At 66.9% G+C, this 23,031-nt stretch carries 21 protein-coding genes; 11 read left to right on the forward strand and 10 right to left on the reverse strand.

The window, feature by feature from the left end; translation table 11 throughout:
• Positions 1–63 precede the first annotated feature (63 nt).
• Positions 64–249, forward strand: a complete 186-nt coding sequence (locus OG609_RS46235) for a hypothetical protein (protein WP_382899533.1) — start codon at positions 64–66, stop codon at positions 247–249.
• 101 nt (positions 250–350) lie between these two features.
• Here the strand turns inward: OG609_RS46235 and OG609_RS20380 are convergent, their stop codons facing one another.
• Both OG609_RS20380 and OG609_RS20385 read right to left on the reverse strand, forming a co-directional pair.
• Entirely contained in the window at positions 351–1,733 is a 1,383-nt protein-coding gene (locus tag OG609_RS20380; protein ID WP_327274119.1) for a serine hydrolase domain-containing protein, read from the reverse strand.
• An 88-nt stretch (positions 1,734–1,821) separates the two neighbouring features.
• Complete coding sequence (locus OG609_RS20385) at positions 1,822–2,406, reverse strand: dihydrofolate reductase family protein (RefSeq protein WP_327274120.1); 585 nt, start codon at positions 2,404–2,406, stop codon at positions 1,822–1,824.
• 125 nt (positions 2,407–2,531) lie between these two features.
• On the opposite strand from OG609_RS20385, the gene OG609_RS20390 reads away from it, so the two are divergent.
• Together OG609_RS20390 and OG609_RS20395 are read left to right on the forward strand one after the other, a co-directional pair.
• A complete protein-coding gene (locus tag OG609_RS20390; protein WP_327274121.1) occupies positions 2,532–3,131 on the forward strand; it encodes a TetR/AcrR family transcriptional regulator in 600 nt (199 codons plus the stop codon).
• Between the two features lie 600 nt (positions 3,132–3,731).
• Entirely contained in the window at positions 3,732–4,478 is a 747-nt protein-coding gene (locus OG609_RS20395) for a dienelactone hydrolase family protein (protein WP_327278119.1), read from the forward strand.
• Between the two features lie 257 nt (positions 4,479–4,735).
• Here OG609_RS20395 and OG609_RS20400 read toward each other — a convergent pair whose 3' ends face one another.
• The gene (locus OG609_RS20400; RefSeq protein WP_327274122.1) at positions 4,736–5,416 is read right to left on the reverse strand and encodes a TetR/AcrR family transcriptional regulator; all 681 of its coding nucleotides are present in this window, start codon (positions 5,414–5,416) and stop codon (positions 4,736–4,738) included.
• A 69-nt stretch (positions 5,417–5,485) separates the two neighbouring features.
• Between OG609_RS20400 and OG609_RS20405 the strand changes: the two genes are divergently transcribed.
• Positions 5,486–6,595 carry an FAD-dependent oxidoreductase gene (locus tag OG609_RS20405; protein WP_327274123.1) on the forward strand — a complete coding sequence of 370 codons (1,110 nt, stop codon included), beginning with the start codon at positions 5,486–5,488 and terminating at the stop codon, positions 6,593–6,595.
• Between the two features lie 140 nt (positions 6,596–6,735).
• Here the strand turns inward: OG609_RS20405 and dnaB are convergent, their stop codons facing one another.
• Complete coding sequence (dnaB, locus tag OG609_RS20410; RefSeq protein ID WP_327274124.1) at positions 6,736–8,214, reverse strand: replicative DNA helicase; 1,479 nt, start codon at positions 8,212–8,214, stop codon at positions 6,736–6,738.
• A 459-nt stretch (positions 8,215–8,673) separates the two neighbouring features.
• On the opposite strand from dnaB, the gene OG609_RS20415 reads away from it, so the two are divergent.
• A complete protein-coding gene (locus OG609_RS20415; protein ID WP_327274125.1) occupies positions 8,674–10,011 on the forward strand; it encodes an MATE family efflux transporter in 1,338 nt (445 codons plus the stop codon).
• Between the two features lie 90 nt (positions 10,012–10,101).
• Here OG609_RS20415 and rplI read toward each other — a convergent pair whose 3' ends face one another.
• The 4 genes from rplI to rpsF all read right to left on the reverse strand — a co-directional run bounded on the left by rplI (position 10,102) and on the right by rpsF (position 11,826).
• Positions 10,102–10,548 (reverse strand): 50S ribosomal protein L9, encoded by a 447-nt coding sequence (gene rplI / locus OG609_RS20420; protein ID WP_093895069.1) that lies wholly within the window; start codon positions 10,546–10,548, stop codon positions 10,102–10,104.
• Positions 10,549–10,566: 18 nt separating this feature from the next.
• On the reverse strand, positions 10,567–10,803 hold the full coding sequence (gene rpsR, locus OG609_RS20425) for a 30S ribosomal protein S18 (RefSeq protein ID WP_003967857.1): 237 nt from the start codon (positions 10,801–10,803) through the stop codon (positions 10,567–10,569).
• Positions 10,804–10,846: 43 nt separating this feature from the next.
• Positions 10,847–11,461, reverse strand: coding sequence for a single-stranded DNA-binding protein (locus OG609_RS20430; RefSeq protein ID WP_189276614.1), 615 nt, complete (start codon positions 11,459–11,461; stop codon positions 10,847–10,849).
• 74 nt (positions 11,462–11,535) lie between these two features.
• Positions 11,536–11,826: a 30S ribosomal protein S6 gene (gene rpsF, locus OG609_RS20435; RefSeq protein WP_327274126.1), complete on the reverse strand. Its 291-nt coding sequence runs from the start codon at positions 11,824–11,826 to the stop codon at positions 11,536–11,538.
• 279 nt (positions 11,827–12,105) lie between these two features.
• Here rpsF and OG609_RS20440 point away from each other — a divergent pair, with 279 nt between their 5' ends.
• The 3 genes from OG609_RS20440 (at position 12,106) to OG609_RS20450 (ending at position 14,915) form a co-directional block, all read left to right on the forward strand.
• The gene (locus OG609_RS20440) at positions 12,106–12,420 is read left to right on the forward strand and encodes a hypothetical protein (RefSeq protein ID WP_093895068.1); all 315 of its coding nucleotides are present in this window, start codon (positions 12,106–12,108) and stop codon (positions 12,418–12,420) included.
• A gap of 239 nt (positions 12,421–12,659) precedes the next feature.
• The gene (locus tag OG609_RS20445) at positions 12,660–13,778 is read left to right on the forward strand and encodes a lipid II:glycine glycyltransferase FemX (RefSeq protein WP_327274127.1); all 1,119 of its coding nucleotides are present in this window, start codon (positions 12,660–12,662) and stop codon (positions 13,776–13,778) included.
• Between the two features lie 105 nt (positions 13,779–13,883).
• A complete protein-coding gene (locus OG609_RS20450) occupies positions 13,884–14,915 on the forward strand; it encodes an alanine racemase (protein WP_114245532.1) in 1,032 nt (343 codons plus the stop codon).
• 51 nt (positions 14,916–14,966) lie between these two features.
• Here the strand turns inward: OG609_RS20450 and OG609_RS20455 are convergent, their stop codons facing one another.
• Together OG609_RS20455 and OG609_RS20460 are read right to left on the reverse strand one after the other, a co-directional pair.
• Positions 14,967–16,460, reverse strand: a complete 1,494-nt coding sequence (locus OG609_RS20455) for a glycosyltransferase family 87 protein (protein ID WP_327274128.1) — start codon at positions 16,458–16,460, stop codon at positions 14,967–14,969.
• Positions 16,461–16,578: 118 nt separating this feature from the next.
• Complete coding sequence (locus tag OG609_RS20460; RefSeq protein WP_327274129.1) at positions 16,579–19,272, reverse strand: transglycosylase domain-containing protein; 2,694 nt, start codon at positions 19,270–19,272, stop codon at positions 16,579–16,581.
• 414 nt (positions 19,273–19,686) lie between these two features.
• Between OG609_RS20460 and OG609_RS20465 the strand changes: the two genes are divergently transcribed.
• The 3 genes from OG609_RS20465 to OG609_RS20475 all read left to right on the forward strand — a co-directional run bounded on the left by OG609_RS20465 (position 19,687) and on the right by OG609_RS20475 (position 22,931).
• The gene (locus OG609_RS20465; protein ID WP_327274130.1) at positions 19,687–20,394 is read left to right on the forward strand and encodes a PadR family transcriptional regulator; all 708 of its coding nucleotides are present in this window, start codon (positions 19,687–19,689) and stop codon (positions 20,392–20,394) included.
• 61 nt (positions 20,395–20,455) lie between these two features.
• Complete coding sequence (locus tag OG609_RS20470; protein ID WP_327274131.1) at positions 20,456–21,538, forward strand: inositol-3-phosphate synthase; 1,083 nt, start codon at positions 20,456–20,458, stop codon at positions 21,536–21,538.
• Between the two features lie 124 nt (positions 21,539–21,662).
• Entirely contained in the window at positions 21,663–22,931 is a 1,269-nt protein-coding gene (locus OG609_RS20475) for an MFS transporter (protein WP_327274132.1), read from the forward strand.
• Positions 22,932–23,031: the final 100 nt, after the last annotated feature.

Consider the following 23,031-nt stretch of genomic DNA (forward strand, 5'->3'; position numbering starts at 1 on the left):
ACAGCGCAGGATCAGGCTCGGGCGGCGACATCTCCTGCCCTGTCCGTACGGACCGCGTCCCCGGTGTCCGTGGCCGATGCGGTCGTCGCTCTGCACGCCACCGGCGCCGCCACCGTCTTCCTTTCCGGGGGCGCCCGGATGTCCGAGGCACAGCGAGCCGATGGCGAGCCGGTCTGGCGACTGCTGTCCGACATCGACCGGGATGCCACCGCCGTGGTCGAGGCGGAAGCGTCCCGGCTGTCGCCATGAGTGGGCCAGGCGCGGATCACTCCACACTTTCGTCCCCCCACTGGAACGGGAGTTGACGGCCTGAGCCGGCCAGCCCGCCCGTTTCACGTGAAACGTGGTGCTCAGGCCCCGAGGCCCCGCCACCCACCCTCGTCCACACCGCCGGGAACGGCCGCTGTGGCGTCGTACGGCTCCCGTGTGAAGACGAACGAACCCAGGTCGAGATGGTTCACGCTGCCGTCGCCGTTCCGGACGATACGCAGCGTCTCCCCCGCGTAATAGCCGTTGAGGCCGACCCAGGTGCCGTCGGGTTGTGCGGTGAATCGGGCACCGCGGCCATTGCCACGCAGGGGCTCGAGGTCCAGTCCACCGTCCGAAGTCAGCCGCAGGATGTTCGCGTTTGTGCCCCAGTACCAGGGACCGGTCAGAGCGAGCAGCTCCGCGTCCGCCTCGGGCAGCGGGCGCCAGGGCTCCGGAATGCGGGGTTCGGCCTCGGCGACGATCCTCACGAGGTCGGCGGCAACACCGCCGACAATCAGCCCCGACGTGGTGTTGGTGAGAACGACGGCCGCCACATCGTCCTCGACGCTGACCCACAGAGCGGCCAGGAAGCCGGGCAGTGAGCCTGTGTGCCCGAAGAGCGTGCGGCCGTTCCTCCGCCCGAGCTGAAGCCCCAGACCATAATTGGACTCCCAGTCACCGGACTCGGTCGGCGCGGACGGTTCGCGCATCTGCTCCACGGAGGCGGCACAGAGCACCCGGTCGTCCCCTCCGGCAAGAAAGGCCGCGAAGCGGAGGAGATCGCCGGTGGTGGACCAGAGCTGGCCGGCCGGGGCCATCAGTCCGAGATCCTCGGTCGGCTCGGGCAGCATGACATCCGCCCAGGGATGCACGGCCCAGCCACCTGCGTGCGGCGCCTGCGACTGGGGGCTCGTGCGGTGCATGCCCAGCGGTTCCAGGATCTCGCGTCGAAGCACCTCGGCCCAGCTCGCCCCGCGCACCTTCTCGACCAGCGCGCCCAGCAGTGTGTAGCCCGGGTTCGAGTAGTGATGGCGTCGGCCTGGAGTGTGCATCCGCGTCTGCTCGCCGAGTACATCGGCAAGCTCGGGCCTCAGTGTGCCGGGAGTCCTCTCCCACCAGGGCGCAGGTGACTCGGCGCCCAGTCCCGCGCTGTGGCCCAGGAGTTGATGGACAGTGACTCCACCGACGCCCGTGCCGGGCAGATGCTTCTCCAGCGGGTCGTCCAGATCCAGAAGTCCCTCGTCGCGCAGTCGTAGAACCAGCACTGCCGTGAAGGTCTTGGTGATTGAGCCGATCCTGAACTGGGTGTCGGCGTCGGGGGCATGGCCGTCCACACAGCTGCGGGAGCCGTTCCAGACGGTCTGCCCCTGCCTCTGTACCGCTGCGACGAGCGAGGGCGCCCGGCCTTCCGACTGTGCGGTGGCGATGCGGTGCAGCAGAGCACGCTGCGTACTGGGGAGCAACTGTTCAGATGGGGAGGTCATGCTCAACAACTACCCGCAGAACCCAAGCCGTGGCGAACTCATTTCGCAGCACCTGGATCACGCACCGTCATCGCCACCGGACGCCCGGTCAGCGCGTACGGCTGTATGTCCTGACCAGCGCGCCGTTGTCGAAGACACGAACCGAGTCCAGCGCGAACACGGTGGGCGCGAAGTCCGATCCGAACATCGGCATGCCCGATCCGTAGACCAGCGGATACGTCTTGATCACCAGCTCGTCGATCTCGTCGATCAGCTCTCCGGCGAGCTTGGAGCCACCGCAGAGCCAGATCCCGAGCTCACTGTCCTCCGCCTTGAGTTCCCGGACCCTTGCGACCACGTCGTCGGAGACGAGCTCGACATTCGGGTCGGGTGACTCCTTGAGGGTCCGCGAAGCGACGATCTCGCGCAGCTGGGCGTACGGGCTGGTGATGTTCACGTCCAGCGCCAGTTGATAGCTGGCCCTCCCCTGGATCACGGTGTCGAACCGCTGGTTCTCGACGCCGTGAAAGCCGAGCAGCTCGCGGCCCTCGGTCGAAACCGTCTCCGGGTACTGCGTTTTCAGGAACTCAAGGAACTCCTCGTTCACGAACTGATACATGGACGACGCGTCACCGCTCGGGTCTCCGATGAAACCGTCGATGGAGCAGGCGATGAAGTAGGTCAGCTTGCGCACAGGATCCCCGTTCCGTTGCGGCGTATCCGAACCGCAACCACTTCAACTAGAGTGCTTCATGTGTAGTGGTTATGCAATCCCTTTACACGAAAGAGCCGAAGAAGAAGATCAAGGAAGGTATACGCATGGTCAGGAACCCCGAGCGCAGAACAGCGCTCGTCGATGCCGCCATCGAAGTACTGGCGGACGAGGGCGCGCGAGGACTCACGTTCCGCGCGGTCGATGCACGCGCCGACGTCCCGGTGGGCACGTCGTCCAACTACTTCGCCAACCGTGACGACCTGTTCATGCAGGCGGCCGCCCGTATCACCGTCCGGATGACACCGGACCCGGCCAAGGTCGTGGAGGCCATGCGCCCGACGCCCTCGCGTGAGCTGGTCGCCGACCTGATGCGATGGCTGGTGCAGCGCATGGAGGACGACCGCACCGGCTACCTCGCCATGCTGGAACTCCGCCTGGAGGCCACTCGCCGACCGGCGCTCCGCAACCGGCTGACGCGGCCCGTCCGTGCCAACTTCGACGAGAGCGCCCGGTTCCACCAGGAGGCGGGCCTGCCGGGCGACGCGGACGCCTTCCTGGTGCTCTACCTGGCCATGACGGGCCTGCTGCTGGAGCACTTCACGCTGCCCGACGTTCTCATCGACCCCGAGAGCGATCTCCGGGCCGAAGCCACCTTGAACCGGCTGGTGGGGACGGTGGTCACGCGCGTCATTCCGCCGTCCTGAACCCGTCCCTCACCGGTCGTCCGAGACCGGGAAACTCTGCAGTACGGCTGGCCTGCGGTTCTTCAGCCTGTCTCACGTGATGCCACGGTGGGTTCGCCTCATGGAGCGCGCCATTTTCTCGGGACCTCGATGGCGGTCAGGCCCCCAGCCGGATGCATGGGAACGCGCTCTGCCGGCAGTCTCACGATGATGTCGTGAACGACATCCGTACGGCATCGGCCGTGAGATCACGACATGGTGCGTGAGACCCCGCAGGACTGCTGTAGGTTCTCAGGTCCTCTGTCATGTGACGGTGCTGTGACCTGCGGTTCTTCTGGTTGTCTCAGGTCGTGTCGCCGAGGTGCTGTCTCCGGGACGTGTCATTTCCTATACCTGCGACCGGCACGGCCGCCTCGGGCGGAGTGACTGTGGTCAGACAGGACTCAACAGGACTCCCTCAATGACGTGGCGATGGCCAGCGGCCTGGTTCGCATCGGTGTCGATGTGCTCCGTCAGAACCAGAGCCTTCCACAGTGGCCACCCACAGGCCCACACCCGCGCTGTTCTGCCGACGGTGAAGACCGGCCCGACCGGGCTCGACAATCACTACAGTCCAGTCTCATCACGACGGTCACAACGCGCACGGTCGAATACCCGGCCGACGGCCTAACGATGATCGGGCACCTCGCGCTCCCCGCCGGTGTCGACCGCCGGCCCGCAGTCCTGATCGGGCCCGAGGGGCCGGGCCTGAACGACTTCCAGCGCCGCCGGGCCGACGCCCTCGCCGAACTGGGGTACGTTGCGCTGGCCTTCGACCTCCACGGCGGGCGCTGGTTCACCGACCCACAGGAGATGCTCGCGCGCGTGACCCCGCTGCTCGCCGACCCCGGCCGGATGCGGGGTATCGGCCATGCGGCACTCGATGTGCTGCGTGCCGAACCGCGGACCGACCCCGACCGGATCGCCGCTATCGGCTACGGCACCGGGGGCGCAATCGTGCTGGAACTCGGGCGCGACGGCGTCGACCTGCGGGCGATCGGGACGGTCAACGCACTGACCACTGGCCGACCGGGCGAGGCGGCGCGCATCCGTTGCCCCGTGTGGGCCGGGGTCGGATCGAAGGACCCGATCATGCCCGCTGAGCAACGGGACGCCATCGCCGCCGAGATGCAGGCCGCGGGCGTCGACTGGCGCTTCGTGGTCTACGGCGGAGCCCTGCACGCCTTCCACCACCCGCCGGTCGACCAGACCGTGCTCCCCGGCGTCGGCTACCACCCGCAGCACGCGCAGCGAGCCTGGCGCGACGTCGTCGACCTGCTCGCCGAGTGCCTGCCCGTACCCTGCCAGTCTCAGGATCGTGCCCTATAGGTCTTCACTTGTCCGTCGCGCGTGAGATGAGGACACGAAATCTGAGACCCCGCAGACCGCCTGCAGGGTCTCAAATCGCGTGACATGTTGATCTCAGCTGACCAGCGGATCCCCGGGTTGTCTCACGGGACGTAATGCGGCTTGAGTCTCAGTTCCATGGCACTTCATCAATTTCCGCGCGCTTTGGTGAGGTTGCGTCATCTCAACGCGTCAGCGCCGACCTGGTGCTATGGCCGGTCCGGTCCTTCGGCCGCGCGTCACCCTGAGATGCGGGCTTCGATGCCGTCGAGCAGGAAGTCGAGGCCGATCCGGAAGGTGTGGTCGGCGTCCAGGTGGGCGGCATCGCGCACCACCGTGGCCAGCGCGGGGAATCGGCCAGTGGCGAAGGTTCGCTCCAGATAGGGCCCGAGTGAGGCCTGCCAACGCTTCTCGTCCATCCCGGTGGCCCGCTCGGCACGCCGCTCGGCGATCTCCCGACGCACCGCGCCGATCACATACGCGTTGACTGCGGCGACCACCGGCATGATGGCGTCCACGTCGACGTCGCCCAGCGCGGCCACCACGGTCTCCCCACTGGCCAGCGCGTGCGGCCCGAGCTGGGGTCGGCCACCCAGTAGATCGGCGAGCCATTCGTGCTCGTGAGCGGCGTGCCGAGTGGCTTCGGCAAGAGACCGGAGCACCTCCCGCCAGCCGTCTCCGACCGGCCGGATCTCGGCATGGGCGGCGTCGACCATCAGGTCGAGCAACTCCTCCTTGCTGGCGATGTAGCCGTACAGCCGCATCGGACGGACGCCCAGCGCGGTGGCGACCTTGCGCAGCGACGCCGCATCCAGGCCGTCCGCGTCGGCCAGCTGGATCGCCGCTCGCACGATCCGTTCCCGGCTCAACGGGGCCGGCACGGGTCGATTCGGTGGCTCCGGCCTCTCCCACACCAACATGCCGCTAACAATACATCGCATCGGGCGATACAGTGTATCGACCGCTACGACGTATCGAAGGAGGCAACCGTGACCATCACCATTGTCGGAGCCGGCTTGGGTGGCTTGGCCCTTGCCCGGGTGCTGCACGTGAACGGCATCGACGCCGTCGTGTATGAACGTGAATCGTCACGCGGTGCGCGCGGTCAGGGCGGCATGCTCGACATCCACTCCGGCCAGCGGGCGCTGCGCGAGGCCGGTCTGATCGACCAGTTCTACGCGATTGCCCGTGGTGAAGGCCAGGACATGCGTCTTCTCGAGCCGGATGGCACCCTGCTGCTCCAGGAGGACACGTCCGACGACGCCCCGCTTGAGCGACCCGAGGTCGACCGCGCCGATCTGCGCAATCTGTTCCTGGATTCCCTCCCCGAAGACGTGGTGCGCTGGGGACACGCGTTCAAATCCACCGACAACGGCCTGCTGCACTTCGCCGACGGCAGCAGTGCGACGTATGACCTGCTGGTCGGCGCGGACGGCGCGCAGTCCCGGGTCCGCGCGCTGCTCACCGACGCCCGCCCGGCACATATCGGCCAGAACGTCGTCGAGGTCGGCATTCCCGACATCGACCGCACGCACCCCGACCTCGCGGCGATGGTCGGGCGCGGCAACTACTGGGTGCTCGGCAACGGACTGTCCCTGGCGGCGCAGCGCAACGGCGACGGCCGCGTTCGCATCGGCCTCAGCTTCTATGACACCGCCGAGGACTGGTTCGCTACCAGCGGGATCCCGTTCGACGACCCGGCCGCCGCCCGGGCGCGGCTGATCGACCTGCTCCCCGGCTGGGACTCACGGTTCACCGCGCTGATCGCGGCCTGCGACGACACGGTCGTGCCGCGGTCGATCACCACTCTCCCGGTCGGCCTGACCTGGCCGTCGACGCCAGGCGTCACGCTGCTCGGCGATGCCGCGCACCTGATGCCGCCGGTGGGAGAGGGCGCCAACATGGCGCTGCTCGACGGCGCCCTGCTCGGTCTCGCGCTGGCCGCGCACCCGGACGACTTTCCCGCCGCCGTCAAAGAATACGAACGCGAGATGTTCGAACGCACCAGCGCTGCCGCCCGGATGTCCGCGGACATGCAGGAATTGCTGACGTCGCCGGACGCCGCCCAGAAAATGCTCGCATTCTTCCAACCCGGCTGAAGGTAACCAAATACGACCAGGAAACCGGTCGTCCAGCCAGCGCGATCATGACCTCCAGCGCGGACTCCACCCATCGGCCATCGGCCCTGCCGAAGGGCCGCGCCTCGGCACTTGCCGCTGGACGACTACAGACCGCCTGCTCAGGTCTGTGCCATGTCCACGAAGCGCGAGTAGTGACCCTGGAAGGCCACGGTGATCGTCGCCGTCGGGCCGTTACGGTGCTTGGCGACGATCAGGTCGGCCTCGCCGGCGCGGGGGGACTCCTTCTCGTACGCATCCTCGCGGTGCAGCAGGATCACCATGTCGGCGTCCTGTTCGATGGATCCGGATTCACGCAGGTCGGAGACCATCGGCTTCTTGTCCGTGCGCTGTTCGGGGCCACGGTTCAGCTGGGAGAGCGCGATGACCGGGAGCTGCAGCTCCTTCGCGAGCAGCTTGAGGTTTCGGGACATGTCCGAGACCTCCTGCTGGCGGCTCTCTGCACGCTTCGAGCCGCCGGACTGCATCAGCTGCAGATAGTCGATGACCACGAGCTTGAGGTCGTTGCGCTGCTTGAGCCGACGGCACTTCGCCCGGATCTCCATCATGGAGAGGTTCGGGGAGTCGTCGATGTAGAGGGGGGCTGCCGAGACATCGGGCATCCGGCGAGCCAGCCGCGTCCAGTCCTCGTCGGTCATGGTGCCGGAACGCATGTGGTGCAGCGCGACTCGCGCCTCGGCCGAGAGCAGTCGCATCGCGATCTCGTTGCGCCCCATTTCGAGGGAGAAGATCACGCTGGGCAGGTTGCTCTTGATCGAACAGGCCCGTGCGAAATCCAGCGCCAGAGTGGACTTGCCCATGGCCGGACGGGCCGCGATGACAACCATCTGGCCCGGGTGCAGGCCGTTCGTCAGGGCGTCGAGGTCGGTGAAGCCGGTCGGCACCCCGGTCATCTCACCGCTGCGCGAACCGATCGCCTCGATCTCGTCGAGAGCGCCTTCCATGATGTCGCCGAGCGGCAGGTAGTCCTCGCTGGTGCGCTGCTCGGTGACGGCGTAGATCTCGGCCTGCGCGGAGTTCACGATGTCGTCGACATCGCCGTCGGCCGCGTATCCCATCTGCGTGATCTTCGTCCCGGCTTCGACGAGCCGCCTGAGGACCGCCCGTTCGTGGACGATCTCCGCGTAGTACGAGGCATTGGCCGCGGTCGGCACGGACTGGACGAGGGTGTGCAGATACGGAGCTCCGCCCACCTTGGTGATCTCGCCACGCTTGACCAGTTCGGCCGCCACCGTGATCGGGTCGGCCGGCTCCCCCTTGGCATAGAGGTCGAGGATCGCCTGGAAGACGGTCTCGTGGGCGGGGCGGTAGAAGTCGTGTCCCTTGATGATCTCCACGACGTCGGCAATGGCGTCCTTGGACAGGAGCATGCCGCCGAGGACCGACTGCTCGGCATCGAGGTCCTGGGGCGGCACCCGCTCGAAACCGGGGGAACCGCCCTCCCATCCGCTGCTCTCCCTGCCGCGTTCGTGCTGCTCGCCGCGGTCCCGGCCTTCGCCGCGGCGCTGGCGGGAAACGGGCAGACGGTCACTGGGACCGGTGTCGGCCCAGGGGTCGTCCAAAGGCTCGGGAATACTCACCGGGCCACCTCCTCCCGTCCGCTCCGCGGACCTCGCCGTGCGACTCTTTCTTACGGCACAGCACCGACAAACAAGACGCCCGACTCCGGTTCCGGCACGTCGAGTTCTGCGGGGTTCCAGGGCCGGAACGGGGTGCGGGCGCCGGACCACGGTAGGCCGCTCAGCACCGTCAGCCAATCTGGTTATCCACAGGGCATGTGGACGACGGACCAGATGCTGTGGAGAACTCTGCGGAACCTGTGCACGGAGCGGGGGACAGCACTGTGGACAAACTCATAGCACCCGCACCATCAAGGCTCTGACCTGGAGTTTCTCCATCCACGGGCTGTGGGGGAGAAAAACTTTCCGAGTCAGCACAAGATCACGACAAACAGCGCACGAGAGAATGCCGGGTGGCAATAAATGTAAGGACTGAATAGGCATTGCATCCATTACCTGTGGAAGATTAGATTGGCCCCCATGATCCAGGCCCCGGCACCTCTGCCGCCCAGTCGTCGACGGCACGACCGCGAGATCATCTCGCTGGCCGTCCCTGCCTTCGGCGCGCTCGTCGCCGAGCCGCTCTTCGTGATGGTCGACAGTGCCATCGTCGGCCATCTCGGCACACCGCAACTGGCCGGCCTGGCCGTCGCCGCAGCCCTGTTGACCACCGCCGTCAGCATCTTCGTCTTTCTCGCGTACGCCACCACCGCGGCAGTGGCAAGGCGGGTCGGAGCGGGCGATCTGGCCTCCGCGATCCGGCAGGGCATGGACGGCATCTGGCTGGCCCTACTGCTCGGCATCTTCGTCATCGCCCTCACGCTCCCCACAGCGCCCTGGCTCGTGGACGTCTTCGGCGCCTCCGACACCGCAGCCCCCTACGCCACCACATATCTGAGGATCTCCAGCCTCGGCATCCCGGCCATGCTCGTGGTGATGGCCGCGACCGGCGTACTCCGTGGCCTGCAGGACACCCGAACCCCGCTCTATGTCGCCATCGGAGGCTTCGCGGCCAACGGAGCCCTCAATGCAGGACTCGTCTACGGCGCCGGGCTCGGCATCGCCGGATCGGCCTGGGGCACTGTAATCGCACAGATCGCCATGGCCGCCGCATATCTCATCGTGGTGGTACGGGGAGCACGTCGGCACGGCGCCTCGCTGCGGCCCGACGCCGAAGGCATCAAGGCCAGCGCCCAGGCAGGCGTTCCGCTGCTGGTTCGTACGCTGTCGCTCCGTGCCGTGCTGATGATCGCCACAGCCGTCGCCGCCCGCCTCGGCGACACCGAGATCGCCGCGCACCAGATCATCCTCTCCCTCTGGACCCTGATGGCCTTCGCCCTCGACGCCATCGCCATTGCAGGGCAGGCCATCATCGGCCGCCACCTGGGAGCCGATGACGCCAAGGGCGCACGCGAGGCATGCCGCCGCATGGTGCAGTGGGGCATCGCTTCCGGGGTGGTGTTCGGGGCACTGATCGTCCTTGCCCGGCCGTTGTTCGTACCCCTGTTCACCGACGACCAGTCCGTTCAGGACACGCTGTTCCCGGCGCTGCTGGTGGTGGCGCTGTCCCAGCCGATCGCCGGCGTGGTCTTCATCCTGGACGGAGTGCTGATGGGCGCCGGAGACGGGCGGTATTTGGCCTGGGCCATGCTCGTCACTCTGGCCCTCTTCGCCCCGGTCGCCCTGCTGGTGCCGACGTTCGGCGGCGGCCTGACCGCGCTGTGGTGGGCTATGGCCCTGATGATGGCCGTCCGCATAGTGACGCTCTGGCTGCGCACCCGATCGGGCAAGTGGATCGTCACCGGAGCCACCCGCTGAGCCACCGGCCGACGCCCCGTTTCACGTGAAACAGCAAAGGGCCGTACCTCGTGGGGTACGGCCCTTCACCTGCTCTGGTGAGCTGTGCCCTTAGGCAGCAACGACCTCGATGCCGAGCTTCGCAGCGACCTCGGGGTGCAGACGCACGGACACCTGGTGTCCGCCGAGCGTCTTGATCGGCGAGCCGAGCTCGACGCGACGCTTGTCGACGTCGGGGCCACCGGCAGCCTTGATCGCCGAGGCGATGTCGGCCGGGGTCACGGAGCCGAAGAGACGGCCGGCGTCGCCGGAGCGAACGGCCAGACGGACCTTCACGGCCTCGAGCTTGGTCTTGATCTCGTTGGCCTGCTCGATCGTGGCGATCTCGTGGATCTTGCGGGCGCGGCGGATCTGCGCCACGTCCTTCTCGCCACCCTTGGTCCAGCGGATGGCAAAGCCACGCGGAACCAGGTAGTTACGGGCGTACCCGTCCTTGACGTCGACGACGTCGCCCGCAGCACCGAGGCCGGAGACCTCGTGGGTGAGGATGATCTTCATGATTCGGTCACCCTTCCCTTATCGCGCGGTGGACGTGTAGGGCAGCAGCGCCATCTCACGGCTGTTCTTGACTGCCGTGGCGACGTCACGCTGGTGCTGCGTGCAGTTGCCGGTCACGCGGCGGGCACGGATCTTGCCGCGGTCGGAAATGAACTTCCGCAGCATGTTCGTGTCCTTGTAGTCCACGTACTGGGTCTTGTCCTTGCAGAACGCGCAGACCTTCTTCTTAGGCTTGCGCACAGGCGGCTTCGCCATGGTGTTTCTCCTGTGTGATCAAGAAGTGGGAGTACGAGCTGCCCTAGAAGGGCGGCTCGTCCGAGTAGCCGCCGCCGGAGCCACCGGAGCCGCCGGAGCTTCCGCCCCAACCGCCTCCGCCGCCCTGCTGGCCCCCGCCCTGCTGGCCGCCGGCAGGCGCACTTGTGGCCCACGGGTCGTCGGCGGGAGCGCCGCCGCCACCCTGCTGGCCACCGCCACCGGGACCGCCGCCCCAGTTGCCGCCGCCCTGCTGGCCACCGCCGTATCCACCCTGGCCGCCCTGACCACCGCGACCGGTGGTCTTGGTGACCTTGGCCGTGGCGTTCTTGAGGCTGGGGCCGACTTCCTCGACGTCCAGCTCGTAGACCGTGCGCTTGACGCCCTCGCGGTCTTCGTACGACCGCTGCTTCAGCCGGCCCTGCACGACTACGCGCATGCCTCGCTGAAGCGACTCGGCGACGTTCTCCGCCGCCTGCCGCCAGACCGAGCAGGTGAGGAACAGGCCTTCGCCGTCCTTCCACTCATTGGTCTGCCGGTCGAAGATGCGGGGAGTGGACGCGACACGGAACTTCGCGACCGCCGCACCGGACGGGGTGAAGCGCAGCTCGGGGTCGTCGACGAGATTGCCGACGACCGTGATGACGGTCTCGCCTGCCATGGGTGAACCTCTCGGCGGGGATTGCTTCTGGCTGCTTGCTGCTACTCGAACCCGATGACCGCTGAGCTAGATGCTCAGTGGATCTCGGGACGGAGGACCTTGGTCCGGAGGACCGACTCGTTCAGGTTCATCTGGCGGTCGAGCTCCTTGACGACCGCAGGCTCGGCCTGCAGGTCGATGACCGAGTAGATGCCCTCGGGCTTCTTCTTGATCTCGTAAGCGAGACGACGACGGCCCCAGGTGTCGACCTTCTCAACCTTTCCGCTGCCCTCACGGACGACGGAGAGGAAGTTCTCGATCAGCGGGGAGACAGCGCGCTCCTCGAGATCGGGGTCGAGGATGACCATCACCTCGTAGTGACGCATGTGGAACCCACCTCCTTTGGACTCAGCGGCCACGGTCGTTCCGTGGCAGGAGGGTCGTGATGCGTAAAGCAACAGTGTCTCCGAGTAAAACAGCCGCCACTGACAGCACCCTCTGTCGAGAGGGGCCGACGTGCTGGCCTGGGCAGACACCGGTGCAGACGTTACAGACTACCTGCACACCGGCTTCCGGTTGAAATCCGGTGCTCAGGAGACGCAATCTGTACACATCGGGTGTGAGCGGCGCCACGATGCGCCGCCTTTTCGGCCAGGAGGTACTCCATGGCACAGGCAACTCGGTCCCGTCCTCCCGTCTCCCTTCTCGCCACGGACGGCAAGACCCATCCGCTCCAGGAAGCCCTGGTGGTGGTGACCCTGGTCCTCGGTGCGCTCGCCTTCGTGACGGCGATGTTCCACAGCCTGCATCTGATCAGTTCGTGGGCCGGACTCATCGGGATCCTCACAGCTGCGTACGGGCAGTACGTCTCGGTGACCACGCGCGAGAGGTTCCCGCTGATCATCGGCCTGGGTGCATCCGCCATCGGGTTCTTCCTCGGCATGGCCCACGGCGGCCTCTTCGGCGGCTTGGTGGGCTGATTCGAGACAGACGCAACCAGGCACAACCGGACACCGCCGGACGCACGGGCCCGGCGCGAGGACCCCGTTCAGGGGCTTGGCGCCGCTCCCCGTGCAAGGACGGGGCCATCCCGGTCCCGGCGGGACGGACCGACAAGGTCCCATAGGGCCAGACGGGGCGCTCCCCGGTCGCAGTAGGCTTCGGCGCGAGAGCCGGAGCCCCTGACCGATGGGGACACACCTGCCGAGGAGCGCCCCGCATGAGCCTGACCCTGAGGACCATCAGCCGAGAGCAGCATCTGGCGTACATCCAGAATCTGCCCGCGGCGAGTCACTGCCAGGTCCCGGCGTGGGCTGATGTGAAGACCGAATGGCGCTCTGAGAATCTGGGATGGTTCGACAAGAGCGGCGAGTTGGTCGGTGTCGGCCTGGTGCTGTACCGCCAGCTGCCCAAGATCAAGCGGTACCTCGCGTACCTCCCCGAGGGCCCGGTCATCAACTGGCACGCCCCCAACCTGGACGACTGGCTGCAGCCGATGCTGGCGCATCTCAAGCAGCAGGGCGCCTTCTCCGTGAAGATGGGCCCGCCGGTCGTCATCCGCCGCTGGGACGCGGCCGCCATCAAGTCCGGTATCCAGGACCCCGATGTGAAGCGCCTGCGTGATGTCGAGGCCACCCACATCGAGCCGCGCGCCTTCGAAGTCTCGGACCGGCTGCGGAAGATGGGCTGGCAGCAGGGCGAGGACGGCGGCGCCGGATTCGGTGACGTACAGCCGCGCTATGTCTTCCAGGTCCCGCTGGCCAACCGATCGCTCGAAGACGTCCTCAAGGGCTTCAACCAGCTGTGGCGACGCAACATCAAGAAGGCCGAGAAGGCCGGCGTCGAGGTCGTCCAGGGCAGTTACGAGGACCTCGCCGAATGGCAGCGGCTGTACGAGATCACCGCGGTCCGCGACCGCTTCCGGCCACGCCCGCTCTCTTACTTCCAGCGCATGTGGACGGTGCTCAATTCCGAGGACCCCAACCGCATGCGGCTCTATTTCGCCCGGCACAACGGCGTCAACCTGTCCGCGGCGACGATGCTCGTCGTCGGTGGCCACGTCTGGTACTCGTACGGCGCGTCAGACAACATCGGACGCGAGGTCCGGCCCTCGAACGCGATGCAGTGGCGCATGCTGCGCGACTCGTACGCGATGGGCGCGACCGTCTACGACCTGCGCGGTATCAGCGACTCGCTCGACGAGACGGACCACCTCTTCGGTCTGATCCAGTTCAAGGTCGGTACCGGCGGCGAAGCCGTCGAGTACATCGGCGAGTGGGACTTCCCGCTCAACAAGCTGCTGCACAAGGCGCTCGACATCTACATGTCGCGCCGCTGATACGCGTCGTCCCGCTGACGAAACCGGCTTCATTCGTTTCAATGGGGACTTCGACTCCGCACACCTCCCACACACCGCAGCCACCAGAAGGGTTCCGGACCGGCCATGGCGCTCTCCCTCTACGTCGACACCGCGCGCTGGCGGGCGCACCAGAAATCCGTCCTCGACCAGTTCCCCGGCCTCGTCCCGGTCTGCAAGGGCAACGGATACGGCTTCGGTCACGAGCGGCTAGCCGACGAGGCCATCCGCTTCGGTTCCGACACGCTCGCCGTCGGCACCACCTATGAGGCGGCCCGCATAAAGGACTGGTTCAGCGGCGATCTGCTGGTCCTCACCCCGTTCCGCCGGGGCGAGGAGCCGGTGCCGCTGCCCGACCGTGTCATCCGGTCCGTCTCCTCCGTGGACGGCGTGCACGCCCTGGTGGGCGCGCGGGTCGTCATCGAGTGCATGAGCTCGATGAAACGCCACGGTGTCAAGGAGGAGGAGCTCGGGCAGCTGCACGCCGCCATCGAGGACGTACGCCTCGAAGGCTTCGCCCTGCACCTGCCGCTGGACCGCACGGACGGCTCGGACGCGGTCGAGGAAGTCATCGGCTGGATGGACCGGCTGCGCGCGGCCCGGCTGCCGCTGCACACCATGTTCGTCAGCCATCTGCGCGCCGAGGAGCTGGGCCGGCTCCAGCAGCAGTTCCCGCAGACCCGTTTCCGCGCCCGCATCGGCACCCGGCTGTGGCTCGGCGACCATGAGGCGACGGAGTACCGGGGTGCTGTTCTGGACGTCACGCGTGTCGTCAAGGGTGACCGTTTCGGCTACCGCCAGCAGAAGGCCGCCTCGGACGGCTGGCTGGTGGTCGTCGCCGGTGGTACGTCGCACGGTGTGGGCCTGGAGGCCCCGAAGGCCCTGCACGGTGTGATGCCGCGCGCCAAGGGTGTCGCCCGCGCGGGCCTGGCCACCGTCAACCGCAACCTGTCGCCGTTCGTCTGGGCCGGCAAGCAGCGCTGGTTCGCCGAACCGCCGCACATGCAGGTGTCGATCCTGTTCGTCCCCTCGGACGCGCAGGAGCCGAAGGTCGGCGACGAGCTGGTGGCCCATCTGCGCCACACGACCACCCAGTTCGACCGCCTCGTCGACCGGTAGGAGGCGCCGAGACGCTCTTCAGGGGGCCTCGGCCCCCTGAAGAGACCCGTCTCAGTCGGCGGCCGGTCCGTGCCCCGCTCCCCATTCCACCCGCGGCCCTTCGACGGCGGGAACGGCATGCCGCGGCGGATGCGCCGCCCGCCTCAGCACGAATGCGTCCTCGGCTCCGTCGAGCACCCCGCCGGACGGATCGTCCGACCCGTCGCGCCGCACGACGTCCCGCTCCGGCATCAGAATGTCCCGTACGACAACGGCGCAGAGGTACAGCGTGCCCAGCAGATGCAGGATGATCGCCAGCTGATACCCCTCCGTGGGCAGCCCCTGGTGCTTGTCCCCGCTCGTCGTGTACGCGAGGTACATCCAGATACCAAGGAAGTACATGACCTCGCACGTCTGCCAGATCAGGAAGTCGCGCCAGCGCGGCCTGGCCAGGACGGCCAGGGGGATCAGCCACAGCACGTACTGCGGCGAATAGACCTTGTTGACGAGGATGAACGCTGCGACGACGAGAAAGGCGAGCTGCGCGAAGCGCGGCCTGCGCGGTGCCGTCAGCGCCAGCGCGGCGATGGCCGCGCACAGCAGGGCCATCAACAGCTCCGAGACGTGGTTGACGGTCGGGGTCTCGATGGTCATGCCGGCGCGCTGGGTGATGATCAGCCAGAAGGAGCCGAAGTCGATGCCCCGCTCCTTGCTGAAACCGTAGAACTTGCTCCATCCCTCGGGCGCGAAGATCATCACCGGCAGATTCACCACCAGCCAGGAGACCACCGCCCCGAGCGTCGCCAGGCCGAACTCCCGCCATTTGCCCGCCCGCCAGCACAGCACGAAGGCAGGCCCCAGCAGGAGCACGGGATAGAGCTTGGCGGCCGTGGCAAGCCCGATGAGGACACCGAACGCCAGCACCCGCCCCCGGGACCACATGAGCATCGCCGCAGCCGTCAGCGCGACCGCCAGCAGGTCCCAGTTGATCGTCGCGGTGAGCGCGAAGGCGGGCGCGAGAGCGACCAGTAGTCCGTCCCAGGGGCGGCGCCGGTGTGTACGGGCGACGCAGACGGCGATGATCACGGCGCAGATCATCAGCAGGCCGGCGTTGACCATCCAGTACATCTGCTCGCGGTGCTGAATGGATCCGCCCGGTGTCAGCCAGGACGCGATCTGCATGAACAAGCCCGTCAGGACGGGGTACTCCAGGTACTGCATGTCGCCGGGCAGCCGGTCCAAGTACGGCACGAGACCGTCGGAGAAGCCACGTCCGACATAGAGATGCGGAATGTCCGAGTAGCAGGCGTGCGTGTACTGCGAACCGGCACCCCTGAACCACGCCCAGTTGTAGCAGGGCAGCTTCTGCACCATGCCCAGCGCGAACATCCCGAGGGCCACCAGCGCGACGACGCCCACGGGCGTGAGTGCCGTGCTGCCGACCCGTGTCCAGCGTCCCGACCGGCCGCCGATCAGCTCGCTGCCTGCCTCGGCGATCTCGTCCTGGTGCGTGGGCCGTACGACGGGCCGTTCCTGGTGCACACTCGTGTCTTCTGCGCTTGGCATGCCGCTCATCCTGCCGTACGGGACTGTGGAAACGACGAGGGCCGCCGCACCATGTGGTGCGGCGGCCCTTGACCAGATCCGGTCGGCCGGATCGCCGGTCTATCCGGCCGGAGGGACGTTAACCGGCCGGGCCCCCGAAGAATCCGCCGTTGCCGTTGCCATTGCCATTGCCATTGCCATTGCCGTTGCCACCGCCCGGTGGCGTGGAGGACGGCGACGGGCTGGTGCTGGGACCGCCTGCGGCTCCGCCGTTGTCAGCGCCGGTGTTGGTCCCGCCGTTGGTGTTCTGGCAGTTCCAGTCCCATGCGCTACAGGTGTCGCTGGGGTCGGGCGCCGGCGGGGACGGGCTCATCGGGGGCGACTTGGTCTCCGACGCGGACGGCGAGGGCGAATCCACCGTGGTGGGCGACGGCTTGGGGCTCTGCGCGCCGCCACCGTAGACCTTCTCACCGATCGGCCCCGGCTTCGGGAATGTCACGACCGGCTTGCCCTGCATCGCCTCCGCCATGTAGTCGTGCCAGATCTGGGCCGGGAACGAGGCACCGTGGATCGTCCTCTCACCACCCGTGCCGTACATCTTCTCGAACTTGCGGTTCGCGTTCTTCTCGTCGTCGTCCAGCCGGTACATGCTGATGGCCGTGGACAGCTGCGGGGTGTAGCCGACGAACCAGGCCGACTTGTTCTCGTCCGTCGTACCCGTCTTGCCTGCCACGTCACGGCCGGGGAGCTGCGCGGGGGTACCGGTTCCCTTCTCGACGACGTTCTTCAGGACGTCGGTGACGTTGTCGGCGATGTCGGGATCGAAGGCGCGCTTGGGGACGTCCTTGTGCTGGTAGATGGTTTCGCCCTCGTGCTTCACCTCGGTGACCGAGTAGGGCTCGCGCTGCTGTCCGCTGGCGGCGAAGGTCGCGTACGCACCGGCCATACGGATCGCACTGGGCGAGGACGTGCCGATGGAGAACGACGGCACATGTGAATCCGCCATGCTGTCGTCGTCCTTGAGGCCGGCGGCAATGGCGACGTCCTTCACCTTGTCGGTGCCGACGTCCATGCCGAGCTGGACGTACGGGGAGTTGGCGGACCACTGCATCGCCTCACGAAGGGTGATGTTGCCCTTCGACTCATGGCCGTCGTTGGCCTGCAGCCACTCCTTGCCGTTTTCGTCGGTCCAGATCTGGCCGTTGTACTTCTTGATCTTCAGCTTGTCGTCGGCGTTGTAGATGCTCAGCGGCGAGACCTGCTCACGCTGCGACAAGCCCTGGTCCTCGCCGAGCAAGGGGTCGCGCTTGCCGTACTCCATCGCTGCCGCCAGCACGAACGGCTTGAAGGTCGAACCGACCTGCGCACCCGTGGGGTTGGCGTTGTTGGTGTAGTGCTTGGTCGCGTCCTGACCGCCGTAGATCGCCACGATGGCACCGGTCTTGGTATCCACCGACCCGCCGCCGAACTGGACGTGGGTGTCCGTCTCGGGGCGCTTCTTCGGATTGATCTTGCTGTCGTAGACCTTCTGGACCGCGGCGTCGAGCTCCTTGACCTTCTTCTTGTTGAACGTGGTGTGGATCTCGTAGCCGCCCTGGGCCAGCTTGTTCGCCGTCATACCCTCGACGTTGTTCAGGGCGTACGACTTGGCGAGGTCGACCAGGTAGCCGGTCTGACCGCCCAGCTGGGCGCTCTTCCTCGGCGGCTTGATATCCGGGAAATCGGTGTACTTGGCGCGCTCCGCCTGCGAGAGACGCTTGTCCTTCACCTCTTCGTCGAGGATCCACTTCCAGCGCTTCTTGGCACGCGCGGTGTTCTTCGCCTTGGTGGCCTCCTTATCCTCCTCGGGGACGCCCGCCGGGTCGAAGTAGGTAGGCCCCTTGAGCAGCGTGGCCAGGAACGCACACTCGCTCGCGTCCAGGTCCTCGGCGTCCTTGTCGAAGTACGTCCGGGCCGCCGCCTGGATCCCTGAGGCACCTCGCCCGTAGTAGGAGATGTTCAGGTAGTCACGGATGATGTCCTTCTTGTCCGTCTCGTTGGTGACCTTGAGCGTGATGAAGAGCTCCTGGAACTTCCGGCTCAGGGTCTGGTCCTGGGACAGGTAGGAGTTCTTCACGTACTGCTGGGTGATCGTCGATCCACCCTGGGTCTGGCCGCCGGTCGCCATGTTGTACAGAGCACGGGCGATGCCCATGGGGTCGATGCCGCTGTCATGTTCGAAGGACTTGTTCTCAGCCGAGATGACCGCGTTACGCATGGCTTCGGGGATCTGCCCGTAACTAATGATCTGACGGTTGACCTCACCGCCCGTGGCGACCATCTGCGTGCCGTCGTCCCAGAAATAGACGTTGTTCTGCGCTTTCGCGGTGTTTTTCACTTCGGGCGTGGTGACCATCGCGTACGCGAGGCCGGCCAGGCCCATGAGCAGGCCCAGGAAGCCGACACAGAGGCCGGAGACCAGCTTCCACGACGGCACCCAGCGCCGCAGGCCGTACTTCCCGGCGCGCGGATAGTCGATGAAGCGCTTCTTGGCAGGACGCTGACTACCGCGGCCACGCCCCCTGCCCGGGCCCTCGTGTCCGCTGTCGCCACCACCACCGCGACGACGACCACCGCCGCCGCCACGGCTCCCGCCGCCGCCGCGCTGGGCGGCTCGTCTGGCCTCGGCGCGTCCGCCGTACGGGCTGTCCCCGCCATGCGAACCGGAAGGTGACTCGGAAGTTACTCCGCGTGACGGAGCGGCGCGGCGTCCTGAGGACTGCTGGGCGGCTCGTCTGGCCGCTGCGCGCCCACCACCTTGCGGTTGCGGCGTTTTGCGACGGTGCTCGCTCATGGAACGACTACTCCTCGGGCAGGCGAGAACGCCTGGAAGCGGCAGTTGAGATCCGGTCCCCCGAATTACGGACCAGCCCTGCGACAGGCTCATCCGCAGTGCATCCGGCTAGTCCGCGAAGACTGACGCGCACGGGCGTCTCACGGTTCCCGGTGGTCTGCATGCCGCACAGACTACGCACGGTCAAAACCCTCCTAGGGCCGAACTTCACCCCAAACGACGCAAGTCGGTGCCTACGAATTCACGATGTGACGCCGTTCACGATGGCCCCTCTTGTCGCAGCGCGACGACCGATCTATCGTCATGATGTATCGAGTCGATACATCAGCTCGGTACATCAGCTCGGTACATCAGCTCGGCACATCAGCTCGGCACAGGGCTCCGCAGGAGCACTCGGAGAAGGAGGAGGCGAAATTGAGCAGACGCTCAGGCATCCTCGAATTCGCCGTTCTCGGTCTGCTTCGCGAATCCCCGATGCACGGGTACGAGCTGCGCAAACGTCTCAACACCTCGTTGGGGATCTTCCGCGCCTTCAGCTACGGCACCCTCTACCCCTGCCTCAAGACGCTGGTCGCCAACGGCTGGTTGATCGAGGAGCCTGGAAGCTCCCCGGCCAGCCTTCCGCCTGCGACCGGCCGTGCGGTCGTCCCCGCCTCCTCGCTGGCCGGACGCCGCGCCAAGATCGTCTACCGGCTGACGCCAGAAGGTAAGGAGCACTTCGAGGAGCTGCTCTCGCACACCGGGCCCGACTCCTGGGAGGACGAGCACTTCGCAGCCCGTTTCGCCTTCTTCGGGCAGACGGAGCACGAGGTGCGGATGCGGGTCCTGGAAGGCCGGCGCAGCCGGCTGGAGGAGCGCCTGGAGAAGATGCGGGCCTCTCTGGCCCGCACCCGCGAGCGCCTCGACGACTACACACTTGAGCTGCAGCGACACGGCATGGAGTCCGTGGAGCGCGAAGTGCGCTGGCTGAACGAGCTCATCGAGAGCGAGCGGTCGGGACGGGATCAGCGACGGTCCTCACCCGGGAGCGAAGCTCCGCAGAACACAGCAGGAGAGACGGACGGCCTGCCCCGGCACCGGGGTAACACCCCGCCGGATCCGTCCGACGACACCTCAAAGTGAGGTCCCCGCAGATCCGCGGGGCTTCATCGAGAACATCCATTACACACAGGGAGCAACCGGAATGGGTTCGGTTCGCGTAGCCATCGTCGGCGTGGGCAACTGCGCCGCCTCGCTGGTCCAGGGCGTCGAGTACTACAAGGACGCCGATCCGGCCGGCAAGGTGCCCGGTCTGATGCACGTTCAGTTCGGCGACTACCACGTGCGGGACGTCGAGTTCGTGGCCGCCTTCGACGTCGACGCGAAGAAGGTCGGCCTCGACCTCGCGGACGCCATCGGTGCCAGCGAGAACAACACCATCAAGCTCTGCGACGTGCCGAACGCCGGCGTCACCGTTCAGCGCGGCCACACCCATGACGGTCTGGGTAAGTACTACCGTCAGACCATCGAGGAGTCGACCGAGGCCCCGGTCGACATCGTCCAGATCCTCAAGGACCGTAAGGTCGACGTCCTCGTCTGCTACCTGCCGGTCGGATCCGAGGTCGCTGCGAAGTTCTACGCGCAGTGCGCCATCGACGCCAAGGTCGCGTTCGTCAACGCTCTCCCGGTCTTCATCGCCGGCACCAAGGAGTGGGCGGACAAGTTCACCGAGGCCGGTGTCCCGATCGTCGGCGACGACATCAAGTCGCAGGTCGGCGCCACCATCACGCACCGCGTGATGGCGAAGCTCTTCGAGGACCGGGGCGTCGTCCTGGACCGCACGATGCAGCTGAACGTCGGCGGCAACATGGACTTCAAGAACATGCTCGAGCGTGAGCGCCTGGAGTCCAAGAAGATCTCCAAGACGCAGGCCGTCACTTCCCAGATCCGTGACCGCGAGCTCGGTGCGGACAACGTCCACATCGGCCCGTCGGACTACGTGGCCTGGCTGGACGACCGCAAGTGGGCGTACGTGCGCCTCGAGGGCCGCGCCTTCGGTGACGTTCCGCTGAACCTGGAGTACAAGCTCGAGGTCTGGGACTCCCCGAACTCCGCCGGTGTCATCATCGACGCCGTCCGCGCCGCGAAGATCGCCAAGGACCGCGGCATCGGTGGCCCGATCCTCTCCGCGTCCTCGTACTTCATGAAGTCCCCGCCGGTCCAGTACTTCGACGACGAAGCCCGCGAGAACGTCGAGAAGTTCATCAGGGGCGAGGTCGCCAACTGACGCCACCGGAGACGGCGCGTCGGCGCGGATCGGTGATGAGCGGCAACGCTCCTTCCCTTCCGCACTGTTGAGGGTCCCCGGGTAATCCGCCCGGGGACCCTCAACGTATGTGACCCTTGATCACATGCCTGTCGTAGGTGATCTGCGCGTACTTCTGCGCCTTCGGAACTTCCGTCGTCTGCTCGCCGTACGACTTCTCTCCCAGTCGGCCGACGGCGTCTACCAGGTGGCACTGGCGGCTCATGTCGTCTTCTCCCCGGAGAAACAGGCGTCGGCGGCGGCCATCGCCTCCGCAATGGCCGTGCTGCTGCTGCCGTACTCGCTCATCGGCCCCTTTGCCGGCGTCCTGCTGGACCGCTGGCCGCGCCGTCAGGTCTTTCTGTACGGCAACCTGCTGCGCGCCGCACTCGCCTGCTGCACCGCACTCCTGATCCTCGGTTCCGCACCTGACTGGCTCTTCTACGCCTCGGCGCTGTGCGTCACCGCGGTCAACCGTTTTGTGCTGGCCGGGCTCTCGGCCGCGCTGCCGCGTGTCGTCGACAGGGACCGGCTGGTGGTGGCGAACTCGCTCTCACCGACCGCGGGCACCCTTGCCGCCACGGCCGGTGGTGGCCTCGCCTTCATCGTGCGGCTGCTACTCGCCGACTCCGATGCGGCAGTGGTGCTGCTGGGCGCGGCTCTCTACCTCGCTTCGGCGCTGGCATCCCTGAGCCTTGCCACCGGGCTCCTCGGACCGGATCAGGACGGGGCCCGCATCCGGCTGAGAAAGGCTCTGGTCATCACCGCACGGGGGCTCGCCGACGGACTGCGCCATCTGGCGGAACGGAAGCAAGCGACCCGGGCGCTGGCCGCCATGACCGTGATCCGCTTCTGCTACGGGGCACTGACCGTGATGGTGCTGATGTTGTGCCGGTACGCCTGGTCCGACAGCGAATCCGAAGGCCTGGCCCTCCTCGGACTGGCTGTGGCGGTCTCCGGTGCGGGGTTCTTCGCGGCAGCCGTGGTGACACCTTGGGCGGTGGGGCGGCTCGGCCGATTCCGCTGGATGGCGGTGTGCGCGACGGCGGCCGCCGTCCTCGAACCCGCACTGGGGCTGTGGTTCATCCCCGTGCCGATACTCGTCGCGGCATTTATCCTCGGACTCATCACCCAGGGGTCGAAGATCGCGACGGACACGGTGGTGCAGACCTCGGTGGACGATGCCTTCCGCGGCCGGGTCTTCTCCCTCTACGACGTGCTGTTCAACGTGGCATTCGTGGGCGCTGCCGCAGCCTCCGCTCTCATGCTGCCACCTGACGGCCAGTCGTTCGTGGTGGTGATCGGGGTAGCCGTGCTCTATGCGGTCATCGCCGTACTGCTGTTCCGGTGGAGCCGCACCGGCAGGCCGCTCTAGTGTGCGCGATACGGCGAGGGGCGCTGTTTCACGTGAAACAGCGCCCCTCGCCGTATCGGGTCACGGTCATGTTTCACGTGAAACATGACCGCGGCCTGGT

It is taken from the genome of Streptomyces sp. NBC_01224 (assembly GCF_036002945.1).
GTDB lineage: Bacteria > Actinomycetota > Actinomycetes > Streptomycetales > Streptomycetaceae > Streptomyces.

Bases quoted from the DNA above. Each gene is read 5' to 3' on its own strand.
- OG609_RS20440 (WP_093895068.1), top strand. From the start codon at position 12,106: ATGGCACAGGCAACTCGGTCCCGTCCTCCCGTCTCCCTTCTCGCCACG.
- OG609_RS20380 (WP_327274119.1), bottom strand. From the start codon at position 1,733: ATGACCTCCCCATCTGAACAGTTGCTCCCCAGTACGCAGCGTGCTCTG.
- rpsR (WP_003967857.1), bottom strand. From the start codon at position 10,803: ATGGCGAAGCCGCCTGTGCGCAAGCCTAAGAAGAAGGTCTGCGCGTTC.
- OG609_RS20430 (WP_189276614.1), bottom strand. From the start codon at position 11,461: ATGGCAGGCGAGACCGTCATCACGGTCGTCGGCAATCTCGTCGACGAC.
- OG609_RS20390 (WP_327274121.1), top strand. From the start codon at position 2,532: ATGGTCAGGAACCCCGAGCGCAGAACAGCGCTCGTCGATGCCGCCATC.
- OG609_RS20445 (WP_327274127.1), top strand. From the start codon at position 12,660: ATGAGCCTGACCCTGAGGACCATCAGCCGAGAGCAGCATCTGGCGTAC.
- rpsF (WP_327274126.1), bottom strand. From the start codon at position 11,826: ATGCGTCACTACGAGGTGATGGTCATCCTCGACCCCGATCTCGAGGAG.
- rplI (WP_093895069.1), bottom strand. From the start codon at position 10,548: ATGAAGATCATCCTCACCCACGAGGTCTCCGGCCTCGGTGCTGCGGGC.
- OG609_RS20400 (WP_327274122.1), bottom strand. From the start codon at position 5,416: ATGTTGGTGTGGGAGAGGCCGGAGCCACCGAATCGACCCGTGCCGGCC.
- OG609_RS20415 (WP_327274125.1), top strand. From the start codon at position 8,674: ATGATCCAGGCCCCGGCACCTCTGCCGCCCAGTCGTCGACGGCACGAC.
- OG609_RS20470 (WP_327274131.1), top strand. From the start codon at position 20,456: ATGGGTTCGGTTCGCGTAGCCATCGTCGGCGTGGGCAACTGCGCCGCC.
- OG609_RS20455 (WP_327274128.1), bottom strand. From the start codon at position 16,460: ATGCCAAGCGCAGAAGACACGAGTGTGCACCAGGAACGGCCCGTCGTA.
- OG609_RS20475 (WP_327274132.1), top strand. From the start codon at position 21,663: ATGCCTGTCGTAGGTGATCTGCGCGTACTTCTGCGCCTTCGGAACTTC.
- OG609_RS20460 (WP_327274129.1), bottom strand. From the start codon at position 19,272: ATGAGCGAGCACCGTCGCAAAACGCCGCAACCGCAAGGTGGTGGGCGC.
- OG609_RS20450 (WP_114245532.1), top strand. From the start codon at position 13,884: ATGGCGCTCTCCCTCTACGTCGACACCGCGCGCTGGCGGGCGCACCAG.